The sequence below is a fragment of the Maritimibacter sp. UBA3975 genome (assembly GCF_002384975.1).
In the GTDB taxonomy this organism is placed as follows: Bacteria; Pseudomonadota; Alphaproteobacteria; order Rhodobacterales; family Rhodobacteraceae; genus Maritimibacter.
On sequence record NZ_DGCP01000009.1, the window covers coordinates 151,616 to 170,011 of the forward strand.

The 18,396-nt window shown below is 65.5% G+C and carries 18 protein-coding genes and 1 tRNA gene; 6 read left to right on the forward strand and 13 right to left on the reverse strand.

Features of this window, described 5'->3' with window-relative positions:
• Nucleotides 1-58: 58 nt before the first annotated feature.
• The 3 genes from prmC to B2585_RS05700 all read right to left on the reverse strand — a co-directional run bounded on the left by prmC (nt 59) and on the right by B2585_RS05700 (nt 2,637).
• Nucleotides 59-898 carry a peptide chain release factor N(5)-glutamine methyltransferase gene (prmC, locus tag B2585_RS05690; RefSeq protein ID WP_292020925.1) on the reverse strand — a complete coding sequence of 280 codons (840 nt, stop codon included), beginning with the start codon at nt 896-898 and terminating at the stop codon, nt 59-61.
• The gene (gene prfA, locus B2585_RS05695) at nt 895-1,950 is read right to left on the reverse strand and encodes a peptide chain release factor 1 (RefSeq protein WP_292020927.1); all 1,056 of its coding nucleotides are present in this window, start codon (nt 1,948-1,950) and stop codon (nt 895-897) included. The genes prmC and prfA overlap by 4 nt, the downstream gene beginning before the upstream one ends.
• Before the next feature lie 264 nt (nt 1,951-2,214).
• Nucleotides 2,215-2,637, reverse strand: coding sequence for a DUF1499 domain-containing protein (locus B2585_RS05700; RefSeq protein WP_292020928.1), 423 nt, complete (start codon nt 2,635-2,637; stop codon nt 2,215-2,217).
• Nucleotides 2,638-2,693: 56 nt separating this feature from the next.
• Between B2585_RS05700 and B2585_RS05705 the strand changes: the two genes are divergently transcribed.
• Nucleotides 2,694-3,038 carry a hypothetical protein gene (locus B2585_RS05705; RefSeq protein ID WP_292020930.1) on the forward strand — a complete coding sequence of 115 codons (345 nt, stop codon included), beginning with the start codon at nt 2,694-2,696 and terminating at the stop codon, nt 3,036-3,038.
• Nucleotides 3,039-3,187: 149 nt separating this feature from the next.
• On the opposite strand, the gene speB is transcribed toward B2585_RS05705, so the two are convergent.
• Complete coding sequence (gene speB, locus B2585_RS05710) at nt 3,188-4,147, reverse strand: agmatinase (RefSeq protein WP_292020932.1); 960 nt, start codon at nt 4,145-4,147, stop codon at nt 3,188-3,190.
• 109 nt (nt 4,148-4,256) lie between these two features.
• Between speB and mazG the strand changes: the two genes are divergently transcribed.
• Together mazG and B2585_RS05720 are read left to right on the forward strand one after the other, a co-directional pair.
• Nucleotides 4,257-5,087 (forward strand): nucleoside triphosphate pyrophosphohydrolase, encoded by an 831-nt coding sequence (mazG, locus tag B2585_RS05715; RefSeq protein ID WP_292020933.1) that lies wholly within the window; start codon nt 4,257-4,259, stop codon nt 5,085-5,087.
• Nucleotides 5,088-5,160: 73 nt separating this feature from the next.
• Nucleotides 5,161-6,162, forward strand: a complete 1,002-nt coding sequence (locus B2585_RS05720) for a Fe(3+) ABC transporter substrate-binding protein (RefSeq protein WP_292020935.1) — start codon at nt 5,161-5,163, stop codon at nt 6,160-6,162.
• A 121-nt stretch (nt 6,163-6,283) separates the two neighbouring features.
• Here the strand turns inward: B2585_RS05720 and B2585_RS05725 are convergent, their stop codons facing one another.
• The 3 genes from B2585_RS05725 to B2585_RS05735 form a co-directional block, all read right to left on the reverse strand.
• Nucleotides 6,284-7,639 (reverse strand): cytochrome P450, encoded by a 1,356-nt coding sequence (locus B2585_RS05725; RefSeq protein ID WP_292020937.1) that lies wholly within the window; start codon nt 7,637-7,639, stop codon nt 6,284-6,286.
• Entirely contained in the window at nt 7,639-8,877 is a 1,239-nt protein-coding gene (locus B2585_RS05730; protein ID WP_292020939.1) for a hypothetical protein, read from the reverse strand. Before B2585_RS05730 ends, B2585_RS05725 begins: the two co-directional genes overlap by 1 nt.
• Before the next feature lie 162 nt (nt 8,878-9,039).
• A complete protein-coding gene (locus B2585_RS05735) occupies nt 9,040-9,792 on the reverse strand; it encodes a cytochrome c biogenesis CcdA family protein (protein WP_292020941.1) in 753 nt (250 codons plus the stop codon).
• A 96-nt stretch (nt 9,793-9,888) separates the two neighbouring features.
• Between B2585_RS05735 and B2585_RS05740 the strand changes: the two genes are divergently transcribed.
• Complete coding sequence (locus B2585_RS05740; RefSeq protein ID WP_292020944.1) at nt 9,889-10,116, forward strand: sulfurtransferase TusA family protein; 228 nt, start codon at nt 9,889-9,891, stop codon at nt 10,114-10,116.
• 221 nt (nt 10,117-10,337) lie between these two features.
• On the opposite strand, the gene B2585_RS05745 is transcribed toward B2585_RS05740, so the two are convergent.
• The 6 genes from B2585_RS05745 to pdxH form a co-directional block, all read right to left on the reverse strand.
• Complete coding sequence (locus B2585_RS05745; RefSeq protein ID WP_292020945.1) at nt 10,338-10,628, reverse strand: hypothetical protein; 291 nt, start codon at nt 10,626-10,628, stop codon at nt 10,338-10,340.
• 11 nt (nt 10,629-10,639) lie between these two features.
• On the reverse strand, nt 10,640-14,341 hold the full coding sequence (locus tag B2585_RS05750) for a vitamin B12-dependent ribonucleotide reductase (RefSeq protein ID WP_292020947.1): 3,702 nt from the start codon (nt 14,339-14,341) through the stop codon (nt 10,640-10,642).
• Between the two features lie 650 nt (nt 14,342-14,991).
• Nucleotides 14,992-15,068 (reverse strand) — tRNA-Pro (locus B2585_RS05755).
• 41 nt (nt 15,069-15,109) lie between these two features.
• Nucleotides 15,110-15,577, reverse strand: coding sequence for a DUF192 domain-containing protein (locus tag B2585_RS05760; protein ID WP_292020949.1), 468 nt, complete (start codon nt 15,575-15,577; stop codon nt 15,110-15,112).
• A 2-nt stretch (nt 15,578-15,579) separates the two neighbouring features.
• Nucleotides 15,580-16,110 (reverse strand): cold-shock protein, encoded by a 531-nt coding sequence (locus B2585_RS05765; RefSeq protein WP_292020951.1) that lies wholly within the window; start codon nt 16,108-16,110, stop codon nt 15,580-15,582.
• A 113-nt stretch (nt 16,111-16,223) separates the two neighbouring features.
• On the reverse strand, nt 16,224-16,829 hold the full coding sequence (gene pdxH / locus B2585_RS05770) for a pyridoxamine 5'-phosphate oxidase (RefSeq protein ID WP_292020953.1): 606 nt from the start codon (nt 16,827-16,829) through the stop codon (nt 16,224-16,226).
• A 119-nt stretch (nt 16,830-16,948) separates the two neighbouring features.
• On the opposite strand from pdxH, the gene fabI reads away from it, so the two are divergent.
• The gene (gene fabI / locus B2585_RS05775) at nt 16,949-17,758 is read left to right on the forward strand and encodes an enoyl-ACP reductase FabI (protein ID WP_292020955.1); all 810 of its coding nucleotides are present in this window, start codon (nt 16,949-16,951) and stop codon (nt 17,756-17,758) included.
• 13 nt (nt 17,759-17,771) lie between these two features.
• The gene (gpt, locus tag B2585_RS05780) at nt 17,772-18,278 is read left to right on the forward strand and encodes a xanthine phosphoribosyltransferase (RefSeq protein ID WP_292020957.1); all 507 of its coding nucleotides are present in this window, start codon (nt 17,772-17,774) and stop codon (nt 18,276-18,278) included.
• The last annotated feature ends 118 nt before the right edge of the window (nt 18,279-18,396 follow it).

The window sequence follows — 18,396 nt, forward strand, 5'->3', positions numbered from 1 at the left end:
TTCCGAACGATAACCGGGGAATCTTGCCACTTTGTGGCGTGAAAACCCTGAAATTTCGTTAGGAAGCGCCGTGACGGGCCGAAACGACCCTGTCTCTGTTATCCATGTCGGGGTGAACGCGCACGTCTTCAAGGCCTGCCTCGGTGAAAATCCCGGCCACGGCCGGACCCTGCCGGTGACCGATCTCGACCAGAAGACGACCGCCGGGCGCAAGATGCGCCCCGGCCCCGGCCGCGATCGCCCGATAAGGCCCAAGCCCGTCGCCGCCGGGACTGAGCGCAAGATGGGGATCGAATCCCAGAACCTCGGGCGCGAGCGACGGCATCTCGGAGGCCGCGATGTAGGGCGGGTTCGACACGATGAGTTCGAAAACGCCGTTCACCCGGTCGAACCAGTCCGACACCGCGAAAGATACCCGCCCGCCGACGCCATGCGTTGCAGCATTCGCCCGCGCAACCTCCAGCGCCGGGGGCGACAGGTCGGTCGCCATGACGCGCGCCTGCGTCCATTCGGCGGCCAGCGTCACGGCGAGGATGCCGCTCCCGGTCCCAAGGTCGAGCACACGCGCCGCCGGCCCGCCCTCCAGCGCCAGCGCGATCAGGCTTTCCGTCTCGGGCCGCGGGTCGAGCACGTCGGGCGTCACGGCGAAGTCACGCCCCCAGAAGGCGCGGTGGCCCAGGATCTTGGACACAGGCTCGCGTGCTTCGCGCCGGGCGAGATAGCCGTCGAGCCGCGCCGACGCGTCCTTTGCAACCGCCATGTCGCGCTCCAGCGTCAGGCGCAGAGCATCCAGACCCGTCGCATGTGCCACGAGCCGCTGGGCATCGCGCGCCGCGCCCTCGATCCCCGCACGGCGCAGCCGGTCGGTGGCCGCGGCCAGCGCCTCGCCCAGGGTCATGCGTCGAGTTCCGCCAGTTTCGCGGCCTGATCCGCTTCGATCAGCGCATCGATGATCTCGTCCAGCGCCCCCGCCATCACATCCGCCAGCTTGTAAAGCGTGAGGTTGATGCGGTGATCCGTCATCCGGCCCTGCGGGAAGTTGTAGGTGCGGATGCGCTCCGACCGATCACCCGTCCCCACCTGCGCCTTGCGGCTGGCGGCGCGTTCGTCATGCGCCCGCTCGCGTTCCATGTCGAAAAGCCGGGTCTTGAGCACCTGCATCGCGATCTCGCGGTTGCGGTGCTGGGATTTCTCGGAGCTGGTGACGACGAGGCCGGTCGGAATATGGGTGATGCGCACAGCGGAATCGGTCGTGTTCACATGCTGTCCTCCGGCCCCGGAGGAGCGCATCGTGTCGATGCGCAGGTCGTTTGCGTCGATCTGGATATCCACGTCCTCGGCCTCCGGCAGCACCGCCACCGTGGCCGCCGAGGTATGGATGCGCCCGCCGCTCTCAGTCTCCGGCACCCGCTGCACCCGGTGCACGCCGCTTTCGAACTTCAGCCGCGCGAAAACACCGTCACCGGAGATACGCGCGACCATGTCCTTCACGCCGCCGACTTCGGACAGGCTCTGCTCCAGAACCTCGAAACGCCAGCCCCGCGCCTCGGCATAGCGCTGGTACATCCGGGCAAGATCACCGGCAAAGAGCGAGGCTTCGTCGCCCCCGGTACCGGGCCGGATCTCGATCAGCGCCGGGCGCGCATCGGCCGTGTCCCGCGGCAGGAGCGCCACGCGCATCGCCTGCTCCATCTCCGGCAGACGGTCCTTGAGGCCCGGCAACTCGTCCTCGGCCAGCTCGCGCATCTCGGGATCGGCCAGCATCGCCTCGGCCTCGTCGATGTCGGACAGAAGCTGGCGAAAGGCCGCGATCTCCTCGACCACCGGCTTCAGCTCGGCATATTCCCGTCCGACCTCGGCGATCTGGTCGCCCGACAGGCCTTCGGACATGCGCGCCTCCAGATACTGGAAGCGCTGCGTGATCGCGTCGAGTTTGTCGAGAGGCACCATGCGGTCTCGTCGCCCAAAGCCGTGATTTGGTCAAGGGCGTGTTACGCGCTAGCATGATGCATGAACAGGTTTCTGGCCCTCTTCGCCCTCATCGCGGCGCCCGCTGCCGCCGACCCGGATTGCTTCTGCACCGACCGGACCGGCACACGCGTCGAGCTCGGTCAGGAGATCTGCCTCACCGTCGACGGCCGGGCCTTCATCGCGCGCTGCGAAATGACGCTGAACACGCCGTCATGGAAACCCACCGGCGCGGACTGCGTGACCTCAGGACTGGGACGCGAGCCGGTCGAACCACCGGCTGACCCGCGCCGCGTTCACGCCCATGTCGCCCTGCCCGAAAACGAGGTGGGAATAGACATGGAGATTGCCGCCCTCCACCCAGATCGTCGCGATATCCGGGAATGCCCACAGCTTTGACCGGGTGACAAAGGCCGCCGGGTCGTCCCCGTCCCCCACACGCTCGGTCCGGGGGGTGGCGGCGGCGATGGACGTCAGCGCCTCGAACGCATCCGGCGGCAGGTCGGCCAAGGGGCGCACCACCTTGATGCCCCCCGTCATCGGATGCGCGCCGGGCTCATTCGGCCCCGGTTTCTCGGCGAACCGGTCCGCCGGCAGCGGAGAGACGCGCACCCAGATGCCGAAAACGATAACAAGGGCGATCAGGACGGCGATGATTTTCAGGAGCATGAAGCCTCCGGGCTGTTAAGGTGCACCACAGGGTAACCGGAATTTCGGAGATTGGAATGATGATACGCGGCATATTGGTCGCCTGCTGCCTGCCCGGCCTCGCCGTGGCGCAGGCATATGACGGCATCTACAGACCGGCCGGCATGGATTGGTGGGATTGCACCAGCATCGGCATGGACGGCGGGGCGGTCGCCATCGGTGGCGGCGAGCTTCAGGGTGTGGAAAATGCCTGTACTCTGTCGGACCCGGTCGACGTGCGCGCCATGAGCGCGACGCTGTACGACATGGAATGCATGGGCGAAGGCATGTCCTCCACCGAGCGGGTGATGCTGATGACCTCGGATGCCGGGGTCTACGTCATCCGCGACGGGTTCGTCGCCGAGTGGGAGCGCTGCGAGTAGGCGGTGCCAGATCGTGCGGGCTGACGCCCGCGCAGGGTTTGCGCATCCCCGCCTTCGGCGGGCACACGCGGCGGGGGACCAGTCCCCCGGGGCCGCATTTGCAGGCAAATGCGACCTCCCCCTGAAGTATTTCGGGAACGAAGAAGGGGTCAGCGGCGCGTGTAGCCCCAGAGGCTGAGGATGTCCGTGGCCACATGCGCGGCGGCAATGGCCGTCGCGCCGGTTGTGTCGAATGGGGGCGACACTTCCACCACGTCGCCGCCCACGATGTCGAGTCCGGCCATGCCGCGCAGGATCGCCGCCGCCTGTCCAGACGACAGCCCGCCCCAGACCGGCGTTCCCGTCCCCGGCGCGAAGGCCGGGTCCAGCCCGTCGATGTCGAAGGTGAGATAGGCCGGGCCGGCCCCCACCGTCTCGCGAATACGCTCCACAACGGCGGCGGGCCCGATGCGGTGCACCTCCGGCGCGTCGACGATGGTGATCCCCATCGGATCCTCGTTCGTGGTGCGGATCCCGATCTGGATCGAGCGCGGCACGTCGATCAGCCCCTCCTTCACCGCCTTGTAGACGAAGGTGCCGTGATCCACGCGGGACGGGTCGTCATCCGGCCAGCTGTCCGTATGGGCGTCGAACTGCACCAGCGCGAGGGGGCCGTGTTTCGCCACATGGGCCCGCAGGATCGGCAGGGTGATCGAATGGTCCCCGCCCAGTGTGACTACCGCGCAGTCCTGTGCGAGGATGCCGGCGATATGCGCCTCGATCCGCTGCGGCACACCGGCGGGATAGGCATAGTCAAAGGCCATGTCGCCGTAGTCCGCGATGGCGAAGTCGCTCATCACGTCATAGCCCCAGCCATAGGGCGCATCCGGGGACTGGAGCGCCGATGCCTCCCGGATCGCGCGCGGGCCAAGGCGGGTGCCGGGCCGGTTGGTCACCGACTGATCGAACGGGATGCCGGTCACCGCCGCATCGGCCTGCGTCAGGTCCTTGGTGTAGCGGCGGCGCAGAAAGCTCGTCGCCCCGGCAAAGGTGTTCTCGAACCCCGGCCCCTTGAGGTCCGACCGGGTGAAGGCCGCGTCCACCTCGTTCTTTGCATCTTCGAGCGCCATGTCGCCTCCCATTCTCGGTGCGGCCACGTTGCCACCGCCCCTGCCCGCCCGCAAGCGCTGGCAGCGCCGCGCGCGCTTTGCTAGGCCTGTGGCGACCAAGGAGGTGCCCATGACCCGTTCCGACGACCTCATCCACGACCCCAAGGGCGGGATGCCCCGGCTGATCGAGATCATGCGCCGCCTGCGTGACCCCGAGACGGGCTGCCCCTGGGACATCGAGCAGGACTTCGCGACCATCGCGCCCTACACGATCGAGGAGGCCTATGAGGTCGCCGACGCGATCGAGCGCGAGGCGTGGGACGACCTCAAGGGCGAGTTGGGCGATCTGCTGTTCCAGTCGGTGTTCCACGCCCAGATGGCGGATGAGCGCGGCTGGTTCGACATCGACGACGTCGCCAACCAGATGTCCGACAAGATGGTGGCCCGCCACCCCCATGTCTTCGGCACGGAAAGCCGCGACAAGTCCGCCGAGCAACAGACCGCGGACTGGGAGACGATCAAGGCCGCCGAACGCGCCGCCAAGGCCCGAACGGGCGTGCTGGATGACGTGGCGTTGGGCCTGCCCGCCCTCCTGCGGGCGATGAAGCTCCAAAAGCGGGCCGCCCGCGTGGGATTCGACTGGCCCGAAATCGATCCCGTGCTGGACAAGGTGGCCGAAGAGGCGCGCGAGGTGGTCGAGGCGCGCGAAAGCCTCACCCATGCCGAGGTGACCGAGGAGATCGGGGACCTCCTGTTCGTGCTGGCCAACGTGGCCCGCCATCTGGACGTCGACCCGGAGGCTGCCCTGCGCGGCACAAACGCGAAATTCGTGCGCCGGTTTGGTCAGATCGAGGCCCGGCTCGCCGCGGCGGGCAAGCGGCCGGAAGACAGCGACCTCGCCGAAATGGACGCCCTGTGGGACGCCGTGAAAGCCGAGGAGCGGGCAGCGAAAAAAACCTGATTTCTTCACTCGGGTATTGACCCGACCAAAACACTCAGGTTTAACCGCCACCGAAAGCAAACGGGAGATTTCGATGCTTCGCACAACCATCACAACCGCCTGCCTCGCCGCCACCGCGCTCCCCGCCATGGCAGAGGTCAACGTCTATTCCTATCGCCAGCCCGAGCTGATCCAGCCGCTGGTCGACGCCTTCACGGAGGAAACCGGAATCGAGGTCAACGTGGCCTTCCTCAACACCGGCATGGTCGAGCGCCTTCAGGCCGAGGGCCAGCGCTCCCCCGCCGACGTCGTCCTGACCACCGACATCTCGCGCCTGTCCGAGCTGGTCGAGGCGGATGTCACGCAGCCGGTCGAGAGCGACGTGCTCGCCGACCAGATTCCGGCGGAATACCGCGATCCGGGCAACGAGTGGTTCGGCCTCACCCGCCGCGCCCGCGTCGTCTATGCCTCCCAGGAGCGCGTGGATGAGGGCGAGGTGACGACCTATGAGGACTTGGCCGACCCCAAATGGGAGGGGCGCATCTGCACCCGCTCCGGCACCCATGCCTACATGGTCGCCCTGACCTCCGCCGCGATCCATCACCTGGGCGAAGACGGTGCCAAGGAGTGGCTCGAAGGCCTAAAGGCCAACCTCGCGCAGAAGCCTCAGGGCAATGACCGCGCGCAGGTCAAATCCATCTGGGCCGGCGAATGCGACATCTCCATCGGCAACACCTACTACATGGGTGCGATGCTCGAGGACGAGGAACAGACCGAATGGGCCAATTCCGTGCGCATCGAGTTCCCGGAGTTCGAAGGCGCAGGCACCCATGTCAACGTCTCCGGCATGGCGCTGACCAAGGCCGCGCCGCACCGTGAGGACGCGGTCGCCTTCATGGAATTCCTCGCCTCCGATGAAGCGCAGGCGATCTATGCCGAAGCGGTCTACGAATACCCGGTGGCCGAGGGCGTGCCGAACTCCGACCTGGTTGATAGCTGGGGCGAGTTCACGGCGGACGACGTGAACCTCATGGACCTCGCGAAACTGCGCCCCGACGCGCTGCGCATCACGCAGGAAGTCGACTACGACGGCTGATCCGCCGACGGATCGACACAGAAAATCAGACGCGCCCCGAACGGACCGGGGCGCGTTTTTCGTTGCGAAGCAGGGAAATGGCGGCGAAACCCGACGCGCGCACACGCGGCGACCCCGCGCCTCAGCGTCGCGAGACTTTCAGCCAGATCCCGTCCCGCCCCCGCACCGTCAGATGCGCGACCGGCATCGCGGGTTTCTCCGCCACCAGCTCGAACCGGCAGGCGCGCAGGAGCATGGCGATGAGGAGCGGCCCCTCCACCATCGCGAAGCCCGCCCCGGTGCAGACCCGTTGACCTGCGGAAAACGGCATGAACGCCTCGCGCAGACAGGTCTTGCCATTCTCGGTCGCAAAGCGCCCCGGGTCGAAATCGTCCGGCCGGTCCCACAGCCGCTCATGCCGGTGCTGGTGCCACGGGCTCAGGACGATCTGGCTGCCCTTGGGCACCTCCCGGTCGCGGAAATGTTCCGGACAGGCGGCCTCACGCACCATCATCGGCACCGGCGGATAGAGCCTCAGCGCCTCGCGAAACACGTCGCGCGCCACGCTCAGCTTCGACACGACACCGAACTCCGGCGCCGTCCCCAGCCGCTCTGTCGCCTCCGCCGCCACCCGGTCCTGCCAGTCGGGAAACATGGCCAGCAGGTAGAGCGTCCAGGCCAGCGCCGAAGCCGACGTTTCATGTCCGGCGAGGAAGAAGATCGCGACCTGATCGACCATTTCCTCGGTATCGAAGGTCTCGCCCGTCACCGGGTCGGCGGTCGTCATGATCTTGGTGGCCAGATCGTCGGGCGCGGTCCCCGCCGCGATCTCGTCCATCCGGTCGGCCGTCAGCCGGGTAATGAGCGCCCGGATATCACGCGCCGTGCGCTTCGTCTCCCGGCTGTGAAAGCGCGGGAACCATTTGGGAAGGGGCAGCACGGCCCCGAGGTTCAAGACCGGCTGCGCGCGCTGGTGCTCCCGGAATTTCTCGAACACCGCGCTCGCCGTCTCATCCTCGATCGGAATCGAGAACAACGTGCGGAAAATCACGTCCGCCGCCGCATGGCTGGTCTCGGGCTCCACGTCGATCGATTCCCCGGCGCGCGCCGCCATCCGCGCCGCCGCGGCCTCGCCCGCCGCCCACATTGCCGGGAAGGTATCGCGCAGCCGCCCGCCCTCGAAGGCCGGGTCGATGATGCGCCGCTGCCGCTTCCACGTCTCGCCATTGGTCACGAAAACCGAATTGCCCAGAAGTGGCGCAAGCCCCTCGCGAATCCGGTTGGACTTGGGAAAATCGTCCGGCCGCTCCTTCAGCACCAACCGCGTCAAGACGGGATCGTTGCACAGGTAAGACCGGAAGAACGGCGTTCGGAATTCCGCCATCCAGGCGCGGTACAGATGCCCTGGCTGGGCCGACAGAATGTCCTGCCGAAACAGCCGCGCATAGCGGCGCAGCGACACCTTGCCGGGCCGGGGTGTTGGCTTTGGCGGCTGCATCACGGCGCCATGCTCGTGAATTTCGACGCCGCCCGCGTGATCCGGCTCTGCGACGGCGCGCGTCCCGCGTATCTTTCAGCCAGCGTCCTCGGCCCCGCCGTGATCCGGAAATAGTCGTAGTCGCCGGGCCGGTCGAAGGCGCAGAGATACTGGAAATGCAGCCGGAAAAACCGCCACCGCAACTCCGCCCACCGCTCGGGCGAAAGCGTCTGCGTGAAGGCGGCCGAGATGACCAGGGGCCAGCGCTGGCCCTCGGGCGCCACGCCCGACACGGCAACCGGGTCGCACAGCGCAAAGGCGCAGCCATCCCCCGGCGCGGTCACGTCGAGCCAGAACAGGCTGTCCGAGGTGGACAGATCATGCAGGTCGCGCCGCAGCCGCCCCGCATCGCGCAAAAACGACACCATCGGCACCACCTGCCCCAATGACAGAAACCCGAGCGCCGGGCCGTCCGCCGGAATCCGCCCCGCCCGGTCGAGGTCGGCCAGGATCGACACCCCCAGATGCGCACCCGAGGAATGGCCCACGACCAGCACCTCGTCCACGTCCTCCTCCAGCGCCGCCGCGATCTGGTCGGCGAAGACCGCCATCCGCCCCTCCAGCTCCGGTGGATTGGCCCCCTTGGAGCGCGCCGAATAGGCATAGTCATGCATCAGGTAGTAGACGAACAGCTTGTTGTCATAGCGCCGGAACGCGCGCAGCACCACGACGAGGACCGCTACAAAGGCCAGCCAGAACAAAAGGTTGGGCAGGACCCCTGCGACCAGAAGCCCCGCTGCCCAATGCAATACCTGCCCGACGATCCACCCGCCGAGACCGGCCACGACCATTTGCAGGATCAGCATCGCCACCGGATAAAGCGCCGCCAGCACCGGCCCCTTGCGCAGCCGCATCAGCCGCCACAGCGCCCCCGACCCGATATAGGTCCAGGCGGTGCGCGCCATCAGCAGATAGGTCTGGGGAATATTCAGCTCCATCGAATCGCGCACGATGTCTGACCAGACGAGCACGTCGAACTCCGCCTCGACCTCGCCCCCCTCGATCGCGCCATCAACCTGCCAGCCATAGGTCGCGCCACCCTGCCGGCCCACCAGCCCGATCCCATAGCCGGAAATCCCGGCCTGGGCCGCGCCTTCGCTCCGGTAAAGCTCGCGGTAGCGGCGCGGATGAATCGGATCATAGCCGGGGATGTAGAACACCCGCCGCCGCCTGACCGTCTGTCCCTGCCCGTCCGTCATGTCGCCTTGCCTCTCGCCGAAACGATACCCATCGTTTTCGACGAAAATAAGCCCCAACGGCGACAATCCGGGCGCGCGTCCCCTCTTCTTTGGTCCGAAAATACCTCGGGGGTGCGGGGGCAGCGCCCCCGCGCGGGTCGGCGCGCGCCAGCGCGGCGAAACTCAGCCCAGAACCGCGAGCGCCGGGAAGGTTTCGAGCAGCCAGTAGGAGAAGGCCGAGAAGCCGCCCGTGAGCATGAGCAGCCCGATGGTCCACAGAAGCAGCCCCATGATCCGCTCGATCCGCTCCATGTGCCGTTTCATCCATCCCATGACGCGCGTCATGCGGGGAAAGAACGCGGCGACCAGCAGGAACGGAATGCCCAGCCCGGCGGCATAGACACCGAGCAGCAGCGTGCCCCGCGCCACATCCGCCTCCGAAGCGGCAAGCGACAGGATCGCCCCCAGTTGCGGGCCGATGCAGGGCGTCCAGCCAAAGGCGAAGGCGAGACCCAGCAGATAGGCGCCAAAAGCCGATCCCCCCTGATCGCCCGCATCCAGCCGCGCTTCGCGGTTGAGGAAGGGAATCGTGAAGATGCCAAGGAAATGCGCCCCGAACACCATGACCACGATGCCGGCCACCGCGTTGAAAACGCTTTGGTTTTGCAAGAAAAACGCGCCAAAGGCCGACGCAGCGAATCCCATGAACAGGAACACCGTCGACAGACCCAGAACGAAAAACAGCGCCGCCAATGAGGCCTTGCGGGAGGCTTTCTGACCCTCCGACAACTCCGTGACGCTCACCCCCGACATATAGGCGAGGTAAGGCGGCACGATGGGCAGCACACAGGGGCTGAGGAAACTCAGAAGTCCCGCGACGAGCGCGATGAGGAGCGCGGGCAGAAGGCTCGCGTCGATGAGGTCTATCCCGAACATGGCCGATCCCTACCGCGCGCCGCGCGCGACGTCACCTGTCAAAGCGTCACATCCGGGCGATGGACTTGTAACACGCGCTGCGCTACGGACCGGGCCATGAAATTCGACGTGGAGATCGACGCGACGGGCCTCATGTGCCCCTGGCCCGTGCTGAAAGCGGGCAAGGCCCTGCGGTCGATGGCCGACGGCCAGATCCTGCGCCTTCTGGCCACCGACCCCGTGGCGGTGATCGACGTGCCGCATTTCTGCGCCGAACAGGGCCACGAGCTGATCGACACGCAAGAGGACGATGGCACAACCGCCTATATCATCCGCAAACGCTGACCCTCATGCGTCGCGCCAAACCGCGCCGACAAACCTTTGTCATTATTGGCAAATTCCGCCCGGACCTATCGCAATAGGTCGCCTGCGCCAAAGAAAAAGGGGAGCCCGAAGGCTCCCCAGTTTCGCTGATAAGGCTCATCGTTCGTACCGCCCGGTATCTTTCTGCCTGCGGCCCTATCCGCGTCAGGGGCGAGCGCACCCGCCCCGTGTCTCGTTCTCGTCTACCCGGCGTCGCGCGCCCTGGGCAGCGCGGGCACCTCGCCCTCGGTCAGGAAGTAGGCCACCCCCTGCGTCAGGTCGAACTCCCGCACGACGACGGTGATCTCGTCACCAGCCTCGGTCACGAAGGTCAGCGGACCGCCCGTCTCCGTGCCGATCATCGCGGCAGGCACGCGGAACGCGCCCGACCCGTGGGTTTCACCGCCGCCGATGGTGAGCAGGATGCGAAGGTCCATCCGGTCCGTCTCGCGACCGTCGATCCGGAAGGACCCCCTGAAATCTCTCAGCTCCATCGCCCGGCTCCTCAGCTGCACCCGCTCGTGGAGCCGCAGGTGTTGCACTTCATGCAGGTCCCGTTGCGCACCAGCGTGTAGTTGCCGCATTCGCCGCAGGCCTCGCCTTCATAGCCCTGCATCTTGGCCTTGGTGCGCGCGTCCATCGTCTGAACCCCGCCCGAGGCGAGCGCAGTGGACGAGCCCGAGAGCATCGTGCCCCCGGCCATGCCCGAAGAGGTCTCGGGCACCAGCGTGTGCAGCGCCGTCACCGGATCGCCGCCCGTGCCCGTGGCCTCCATGCCGCCTTGCAGGACGACAAGCTCCTGCGGAAGCCGCTTGCGCAGATAGCCGGTCGAGGACACCTGCTTGAGCATTTCGAGCGACCGGCTCGCCGCGGTCTCGGACATTTCCTTGACGTTGGCGACGCCCTCTTCCTGCCCGCGACCCAGATCGTCGAAGGTCGAGCCTTCGGGCTTCACATGGGCGAGGTCCGTGCGGTCGAGATAGGACACCGCAAGCTCGCGGAAGATGTAGTCGAGGATCGAGGTCGCGTTCTTGATCGTCTCGTTGCCCTGCACCATCCCGGCCGGCTCGAACTTGGTGAAGGTGAAGGCGTCGACGAATTCCTCCAGCGGCACACCGTATTGCAGGCCCACGGACACGGCGATGGCGAAGTTGTTCATCATCGCGCGGAAGCCCGCACCTTCCTTGTGCATGTCGATGAAGATCTCGCCCAGCTGGCCGTCTCCGTATTCGCCGGTGCGCAGGTAGACCTTGTGACCACCCACGATGGCCTTCTGGGTATAACCCTTGCGCCGTTCGGGGAGCTTTTCGCGCCCGGCCCGTGCCACTTCCTTGATGACCACCTTCTCGATGATCTTCTCGGCCAGCACTTCCGCCTTCTGCTGCGGCGTGCCGGTGGCGAGGGTCTCCTCGGCCTCCTCGTCGTCCTCGACAAGCGCGGCGGCGAGCGGCTGGGACAGCTTGGAGCCGTCACGGTAGAGCGCGTTGGCCTTGATGCCGAGGCTCCAGGACAGCTCATAGGCGCGCTGGCAATCCTCGATCGAGGCGTCGTTGGGCATGTTGATCGTCTTCGAGATCGCGCCCGAGATGAACGACTGGGCGGCAGCCATCATGTAGATATGCGCGTCCGTGGACAGGAACCGCTTGCCCTTCTTGCCGCAGGGGTTGGCACAATCGAACACCTTGTAATGCTCTTGCTTCAGGTGCGGTGCACCCTCCAGCGTCATGGTGCCGAGCGCGTGGTCGTTGGCCGCCTCGATGTCGCCCTTGGAAAAGCCCAGATGCTTGAGCAGGTCGAAGGCCGGATCGTTGAGCTGCGCATCGGTCAGGCCGAGGTCGTTCTTGCAGAATTCTTCGCCCAGCGACCACTGGTTGAAGATGAAGCGGATGTCGAAGGCCGAGGTCAGGCCTTTCTCGACCTTCTCGATCTCCGCCTGCCCGAAGCCCTTGTTCATCAGGGCCTGCGTGTTGATCCCCGGTGCGTTGCCAAGGCTGCCGTGGCCGACCGCATAGGCGATGATTTCCTCGATCTGCGCCGAGCCGTAGCCGAGCTTTTCAAGCGCCGCCGGCACCGACTGGTTGATGATCTTGAAGTAACCGCCACCGGCGAGCTTCTTGAACTTCACCAGCGCGAAGTCCGGCTCGATCCCCGTCGTGTCGCAATCCATGACCAGACCGATGGTGCCGGTCGGCGCGATGACGGACACCTGCGCGTTGCGGTAGCCGTGCTTCTCACCCAGCGCCAGCGCCTCGTCCCAGGCGGACATGGCGAGGTCGACGAGCTTGCCGTCCGGGCAGCCCGCGTGATCCAGCGGCACGGGCTTCACTTCCAGCCCTTCGTAACCGTCCTCGGCGCCGTAGGCCGCCGTGCGGTGGTTACGGATGACGCGCAGCATGTGCTTGGCGTTGCGCTTGTAGCCGTCGAAGGCGCCCAGCTCACCGGCCATCTCGGCGGAGGTGGCATAGGCCACACCCGACATGATCGCGCTCAGCGCCCCGGTCAGCGCCCGGCCCTCTTTCGAGTCGTAGCCGTAGCCCATGTTCATGAGCAGCCCGCCGATATTGGCATAGCCCAGACCCAGCGTGCGGAAGTCATAGGACAGTTGCGCGATTTCCTTGGACGGGAACTGCGCCATCGTCACCGAGATTTCCAGCGTCACGGTCCAAAGACGCGTGGCGTGCATGTAGTCCTCGGCCTGGAACTCGCCGTCCTTGAGGAAGGTCAGCAGGTTCATCGAGGCGAGGTTACAGGCGGTATCGTCGAGGAACATGTATTCCGAGCACGGGTTCGACCCGCGGATCGCCCCGTCTTCCGGGCAGGTGTGCCAGGCGTTGACGGTGTCGTGGTACTGGATGCCCGGATCGGCACAGGCCCAGGCGGCGTGACCGATGGTTTCCCACAGGTCGCGCGCCTTGATCGTCTTGGCGACGGACCCGTCGGTGCGCCGGATCAGCTCCCAGTCGGCGTCGTCCTTGACCGCCTTGAGGAAGGCGTCCGTCACGCGCACCGAGTTGTTGGAGTTCTGGCCCGAAACCGAGGCATAGGCTTCCGAATCCCAGTCCGTGTCGTAGGTCGGGAACTCGATGGAGGCATAGCCCTGCCGCGCATAATCCAGCACGCGCTTGATGTAGGTCTCGGGGATCGCGATCTTTTTCGCGGCCCGCACGGCCTCTTTCAGCTGCGGGTTCTCCTTGGGGTCGGTGGCGGCGTCGATGGAGCCGTCCCAGCCCTGGATCGCGGCGAAGATGTCGTTGAGGTGACGCTCATGCATCTTGGAGCCGGCGACGAGGCTCGCGACCTTCTGCTCCTCTTTCACCTTCCAGTTGATGTATTCCTCGATATCCGGGTGATCGGCATCGACGATGACCATCTTGGCCGCGCGGCGCGTGGTGCCGCCCGACTTGATCGCGCCCGCCGCGCGGTCACCGATCTTGAGAAAGCCCATGAGGCCCGAGGACTTGCCACCGCCCGAAAGCTGTTCGCCCTCGGCGCGCAGCGACGAGAAGTTGGTGCCGGTGCCGGAACCGTACTTGAACAGACGCGCCTCGCGGACCCACAGGTCCATGATGCCGCCGTCACCCACGAGGTCGTCACCGACCGACTGGATGAAACAGGCATGGGGCTGCGGATGCTCATAGGCCGAGGCCGACTTGGTCAGTTCCTTGGTCTCGAAATCGACGTAGTAGTGGCCCTGCGACGGGCCGTCGATGCCATAGGCCCAGTGCAGGCCGGTGTTGAACCACTGCGGCGAGTTCGGCGCGGCCTTCTGCGTGGCCAGCATGAAACGCATCTCGTCGAAATAGGCGTGCGCATCTTCCTCGGTCGAGAAATAGCCACCCTTCCAGCCCCAGTAGGCCCAGGCACCGGCGAGGCGGTCGAACACCTGCTTGGACGAGGTCTCGCCCGTAAACCGTTCATCGGCATCCATTTTTTCCAGCGCGGCCTCATCGGGAACCTGGCGCCACAGGAATTCGGGCACGCCGTCTTCCTTGACCGGCTTCAGCGCGGCGGGCACGCCGGCCTTGCGGAAATACTTCTGTGCGATGACGTCGGAGGCCACCTGGCTCCACGTCTCGGGCACTTCCATACCCTCGAGCTTGAAGACGACAGAGCCGTCCGGATTCCGAATTTCGGAGGTCGTCCGCGTGAAGGTGATCGCATCGTATGCGTCTTTGCCTGCCTCGGTGAACTTGCGTGCGATTTTCATCTTGGCCCCTGTATCTCAATCTAGCCGCTACTGGATGCAGATCCCTGCTCGCGCTGACCTGCGGTTCAATTCGTGCTGGCCGTGGCACCGGGAAAAGGAATACCCTCACGACAAGCGCAAATGTGCCTGCCGCAAATGATCCCCAACATGTGGGGCTCTGAATTGGGTAAATTGTCCCTTCCCGTCGGCTACCACTATATGTTGTGGCTTTCCGACCAGCACCAACAACCTGACGTGTCCGGCCCGAGGGGTCAACGGGATTTACCGCGCCGTTAACCTCTTTTTTCCGTTGACGATGCGCGAAGTCTTTTGGCCGGCAAAAGGTTAACGATTCATTCCCGAAAAAAGCCCTCGTTTTTTCAGGGCCTTCCCGCGACAAGCTGGCGTGTCGGGTGAAACCGGACCGTCATCGAAGTGTTACAAATGACCTATGGCAAGCGGGTCACAGTCCAGCACGGAGATGTTCGAAAAAGCATCGAATCGCGCAAAATTCACGCGAGGGCAGCACCAGATATATTGGGATCGGACGCGTCTACCCACCAGATATGGGTAGGTTGGAGGGCGGGGAACCCTGACCCCCAGAGAATCGGGGGGCGCGCCGCAAAGGCCGCCAGCGGGACTCTGCGGGTCACCGGCGATGTGTGGAGGAATGGTCGGGGCGGCGAGATTCGAACTCACGACCTTCTGTACCCAAAACAGACGCGCTACCAGGCTGCGCTACGCCCCGACGAGCGCCTCTCTACAAAGAGCGGCGCGCGATGGAAAGAGCTATTGCGCGCCGCAGGGCCAGACGCCGTCTTCGCCGAAGGCCGGATGGCGCATTTCGGCGCCCGCCTCGATCCCGATCGCACCCGCCAGCCCGCCCCGGATCTCCAGCACGGCGAGGATCTCGTCGCCGCCGAAGATCGGCGACAGGTCGCCGGGCACCGCGTTCTCATGCACGGAATCGACCACGCCATCCGCGCCGACGAACACCATGTCCAGCGGGATCAGCGTGTTCTTCATCCAGAACGACGCGGTGCGCGGCGCTTCGTAGATGAAAAGCATTCCCTGCCCGGACGGCAGGCTTTCGCGGAACATCAGCCCCTGCGCCCGTTCGGCGTCGTCATCGGCAATCTCGACCGAGAACCGCGCTGTCCCGAAATCGCCGCGCAGGTCCACCTGGTCAGGGCTGCACTCCTGCGCAGCCGCGGGGGCCGCGATGAGCGCGGCAAACAGAACACTCGAAATCTTCACGGTCACTCTTCTCCATCCAAAGCCGCGTCCCACGCGGTCACGAGCAGTGCCATACGCCCCCGCTCCCCCTTCGCCGCGCGAAGTCCGATAGCCTCGCCCGCCTGAAGATCGGCCAGACCGGACCGGCGCAGCACTTCGACATGTATGAACACATCTTCGGCCTTGCCAAAGACATTGGCAAACCCGAACCCCTTGCCCTTGTCGAACCACTTGACCCGCGCCGGCTCCAGCGGGTCGGCGCGCGACAGGTCGAGGTCTTCGGAAAACGTCGAAATATCTTCATCGTCGATGTCGGGTGCCGAGATCGACACCACTTCCACCGCCTGCATCCCGCGCGGCGTCTCCTGCACCACGATCTCGATCCGCGCCTGATCGGCGACCGAGCTCTGGCCGTAGTTGCGCAGGACGTTGGCGTGCAGGAGAATGTCCGGGCCGCCGCGGTCGGACACGACGAACCCAAATCCCTTCGAGGGATCAAACCATTTCACAAATCCCGTCAGCCTCAGCTGGCCCGACGTGTCGTCGTCATCCATCCTGAAAAGTTCCCAAGTCCGGCATCCCCGCTTGGAATGTGGCGCAGCCGGCTGTCCGACACAAGCCGTCCAATCCAGACTTTTTGGTCAGGTCTTCGCATATTGCGAAATCCTCAGGGATGTAAGCGCTGGATATTCCACGAACTTTGCAAATCGGCACGAGTCCAGCGGAACCGGTCGTGCAAACGAAATGCGCCATCTGCCCAGAATTCCATCTCGACGGGACGGATGCGGAAGCCACCCCAGAACGGCGGCCGCTCCGGATGTGTGCCGTGCTTCGCCGTCACCCGCGCGACTTCGGCCATCAGCGTCGCCCGGCTGTCGAGCGGCTGGCTCTGGTGCGAGGCCCAGGCCCCCAGCCGGCTCTTGAGCGAGCGCGAGGCGTAGTAGGCATCCGCCTCGGGCCCGTCTGCCCGCTCCACATGGCCCCGCACCCGGACCTGTCGCCTGAGCGACTTCCAGTGCATCACGAAGGCCGCTGTGCCCGCCGCGTCGATCTCGGCCGCCTTTGCCGAGCCGTAGTTGGTGTAAAAGACGAACCCGTCCGCCTCGATTTCCTTGAGCAGGACCATGCGCACATTGGGCATCCCGTGGGCATCGACCGTCGACAGGGCCATGGCGCTGGGGTCGTTCGGCTCGGACACCTCCGCCTCTGTCAGCCACGCCCGCGCGATGGCGAAAGGGTCGTCGCCCGCGAAAATTCCCGTCCTGTCAGTCATGCCGGTCCGTTCCCGTTTTGCGTGCCGCGTGGGCACCCTGCCTGTCCGGCAGGCTTGCGACCCTCCGGGCAATCTCATAAACCGGGCTAACACGAGAGCCACGGGACGGGGAACAGGCAATGTCGAGCGGATTGATGGACGGAAAGCGCGGGCTGATCATGGGGCTCGCCAATGAGAAGTCGATGGCCTGGGGCATCGCGAAGGCCTGCGCCGGGGCCGGCGCGGAACTCGCCTTCTCCTATCAAGGCGACCAGATGAAAAAACGCGTTCTGCCGCTGGCGGAACAGCTCGGCACCGATTTCGTCGTGCCCTGCGACGTGGCCGACGAGGCGTCCATCGACGCGCTCTTCGCCGAGATCGAGGAAAAGTGGGGCAAGCTCGACTTCATCGTCCACGCCATCGGGTTCTCCGACAAGTCGCAGCTGCGCGGGCGCTATGCCGAGACGACGCGCGAGAATTTCACGATGACGATGGACATCTCGGTCTATTCCTTCACCGCCGTCGCCCGGCGCGCGGCCGCCCTCATGCCCGACGGCGGCTCGATGGTAACGCTCACCTATTACGGCGCCGAACAGGTCATGCCGCATTACAACGTGATGGGCGTTGCCAAGGCCGCACTCGAAGCCAGCGTGCGCTATCTTGCCGAGGATTTCGGCAAGGACGGTATCCGCGTGAACGCGATCTCCGCCGGTCCGATCAAGACGCTGGCCGCCTCCGGCATCGGGGACTTCCGCTATATCCTCAAGTGGAACGAGCTGAACTCGCCGCTCCGGCGCAACGTGACGACGGACGACGTGGGCAAATCTGCGCTCTACCTGCTGTCCGACCTGGGCTCCGGCGTGACCGGCGAAACGCACCACGTCGACGCCGGCTACCATGTCGTCGGGATGAAGGCCGTGGACGCCCCCGACATCGACGCGACCAACTGACGGAACAAAGCACATGATCGACAACCGCCTGCCCCACGAAAAGGGGTTCCACGTCTCGTGGGACCAGATCCACCGCGACAGCCGGGCGCTCGCCTGGCGGCTCGACGGCAAGGGGCCGGACGACGGCGGCTGGAAGGCCGTGGTCGCGATCACCCGCGGTGGGCTGGCCCCGGCGATGATCGTGGCGCGCGAGCTCGACATCCGCACCGTCGATACGATCAGCGTGAAAAGCTACAACCACCAGACCCAGGCCGAGCCGGTGGTCATCAAGTCCCCGGACATGGAGGTCGTCGGCGACGGCACCGGCGTTCTGGTGGTCGATGACCTTGTCGATACCGGCAAAACGCTCGAAGTGGTCCGCGCCCTGATGCCGAATGCCCATTTCGCGACCGTCTATGCCAAGCCCAAGGGCAAGCCGATGGTGGAAAGCTACATCACCGAGGTGAGCCAGGATACGTGGATCTTCTTCCCGTGGGATATGGCGCTGCAATATGTCGAGCCGTATCGCGGCACCGACTGAGACGGGGCGCAGACAACGCGCAACGCCGCCGGGAAATCCTGATATTTCGTGAATGCCCCGACAACGGGCGCTGTGCACACGATCGTATGTACAGCGTGTGCACAGGGTGTGCACACAT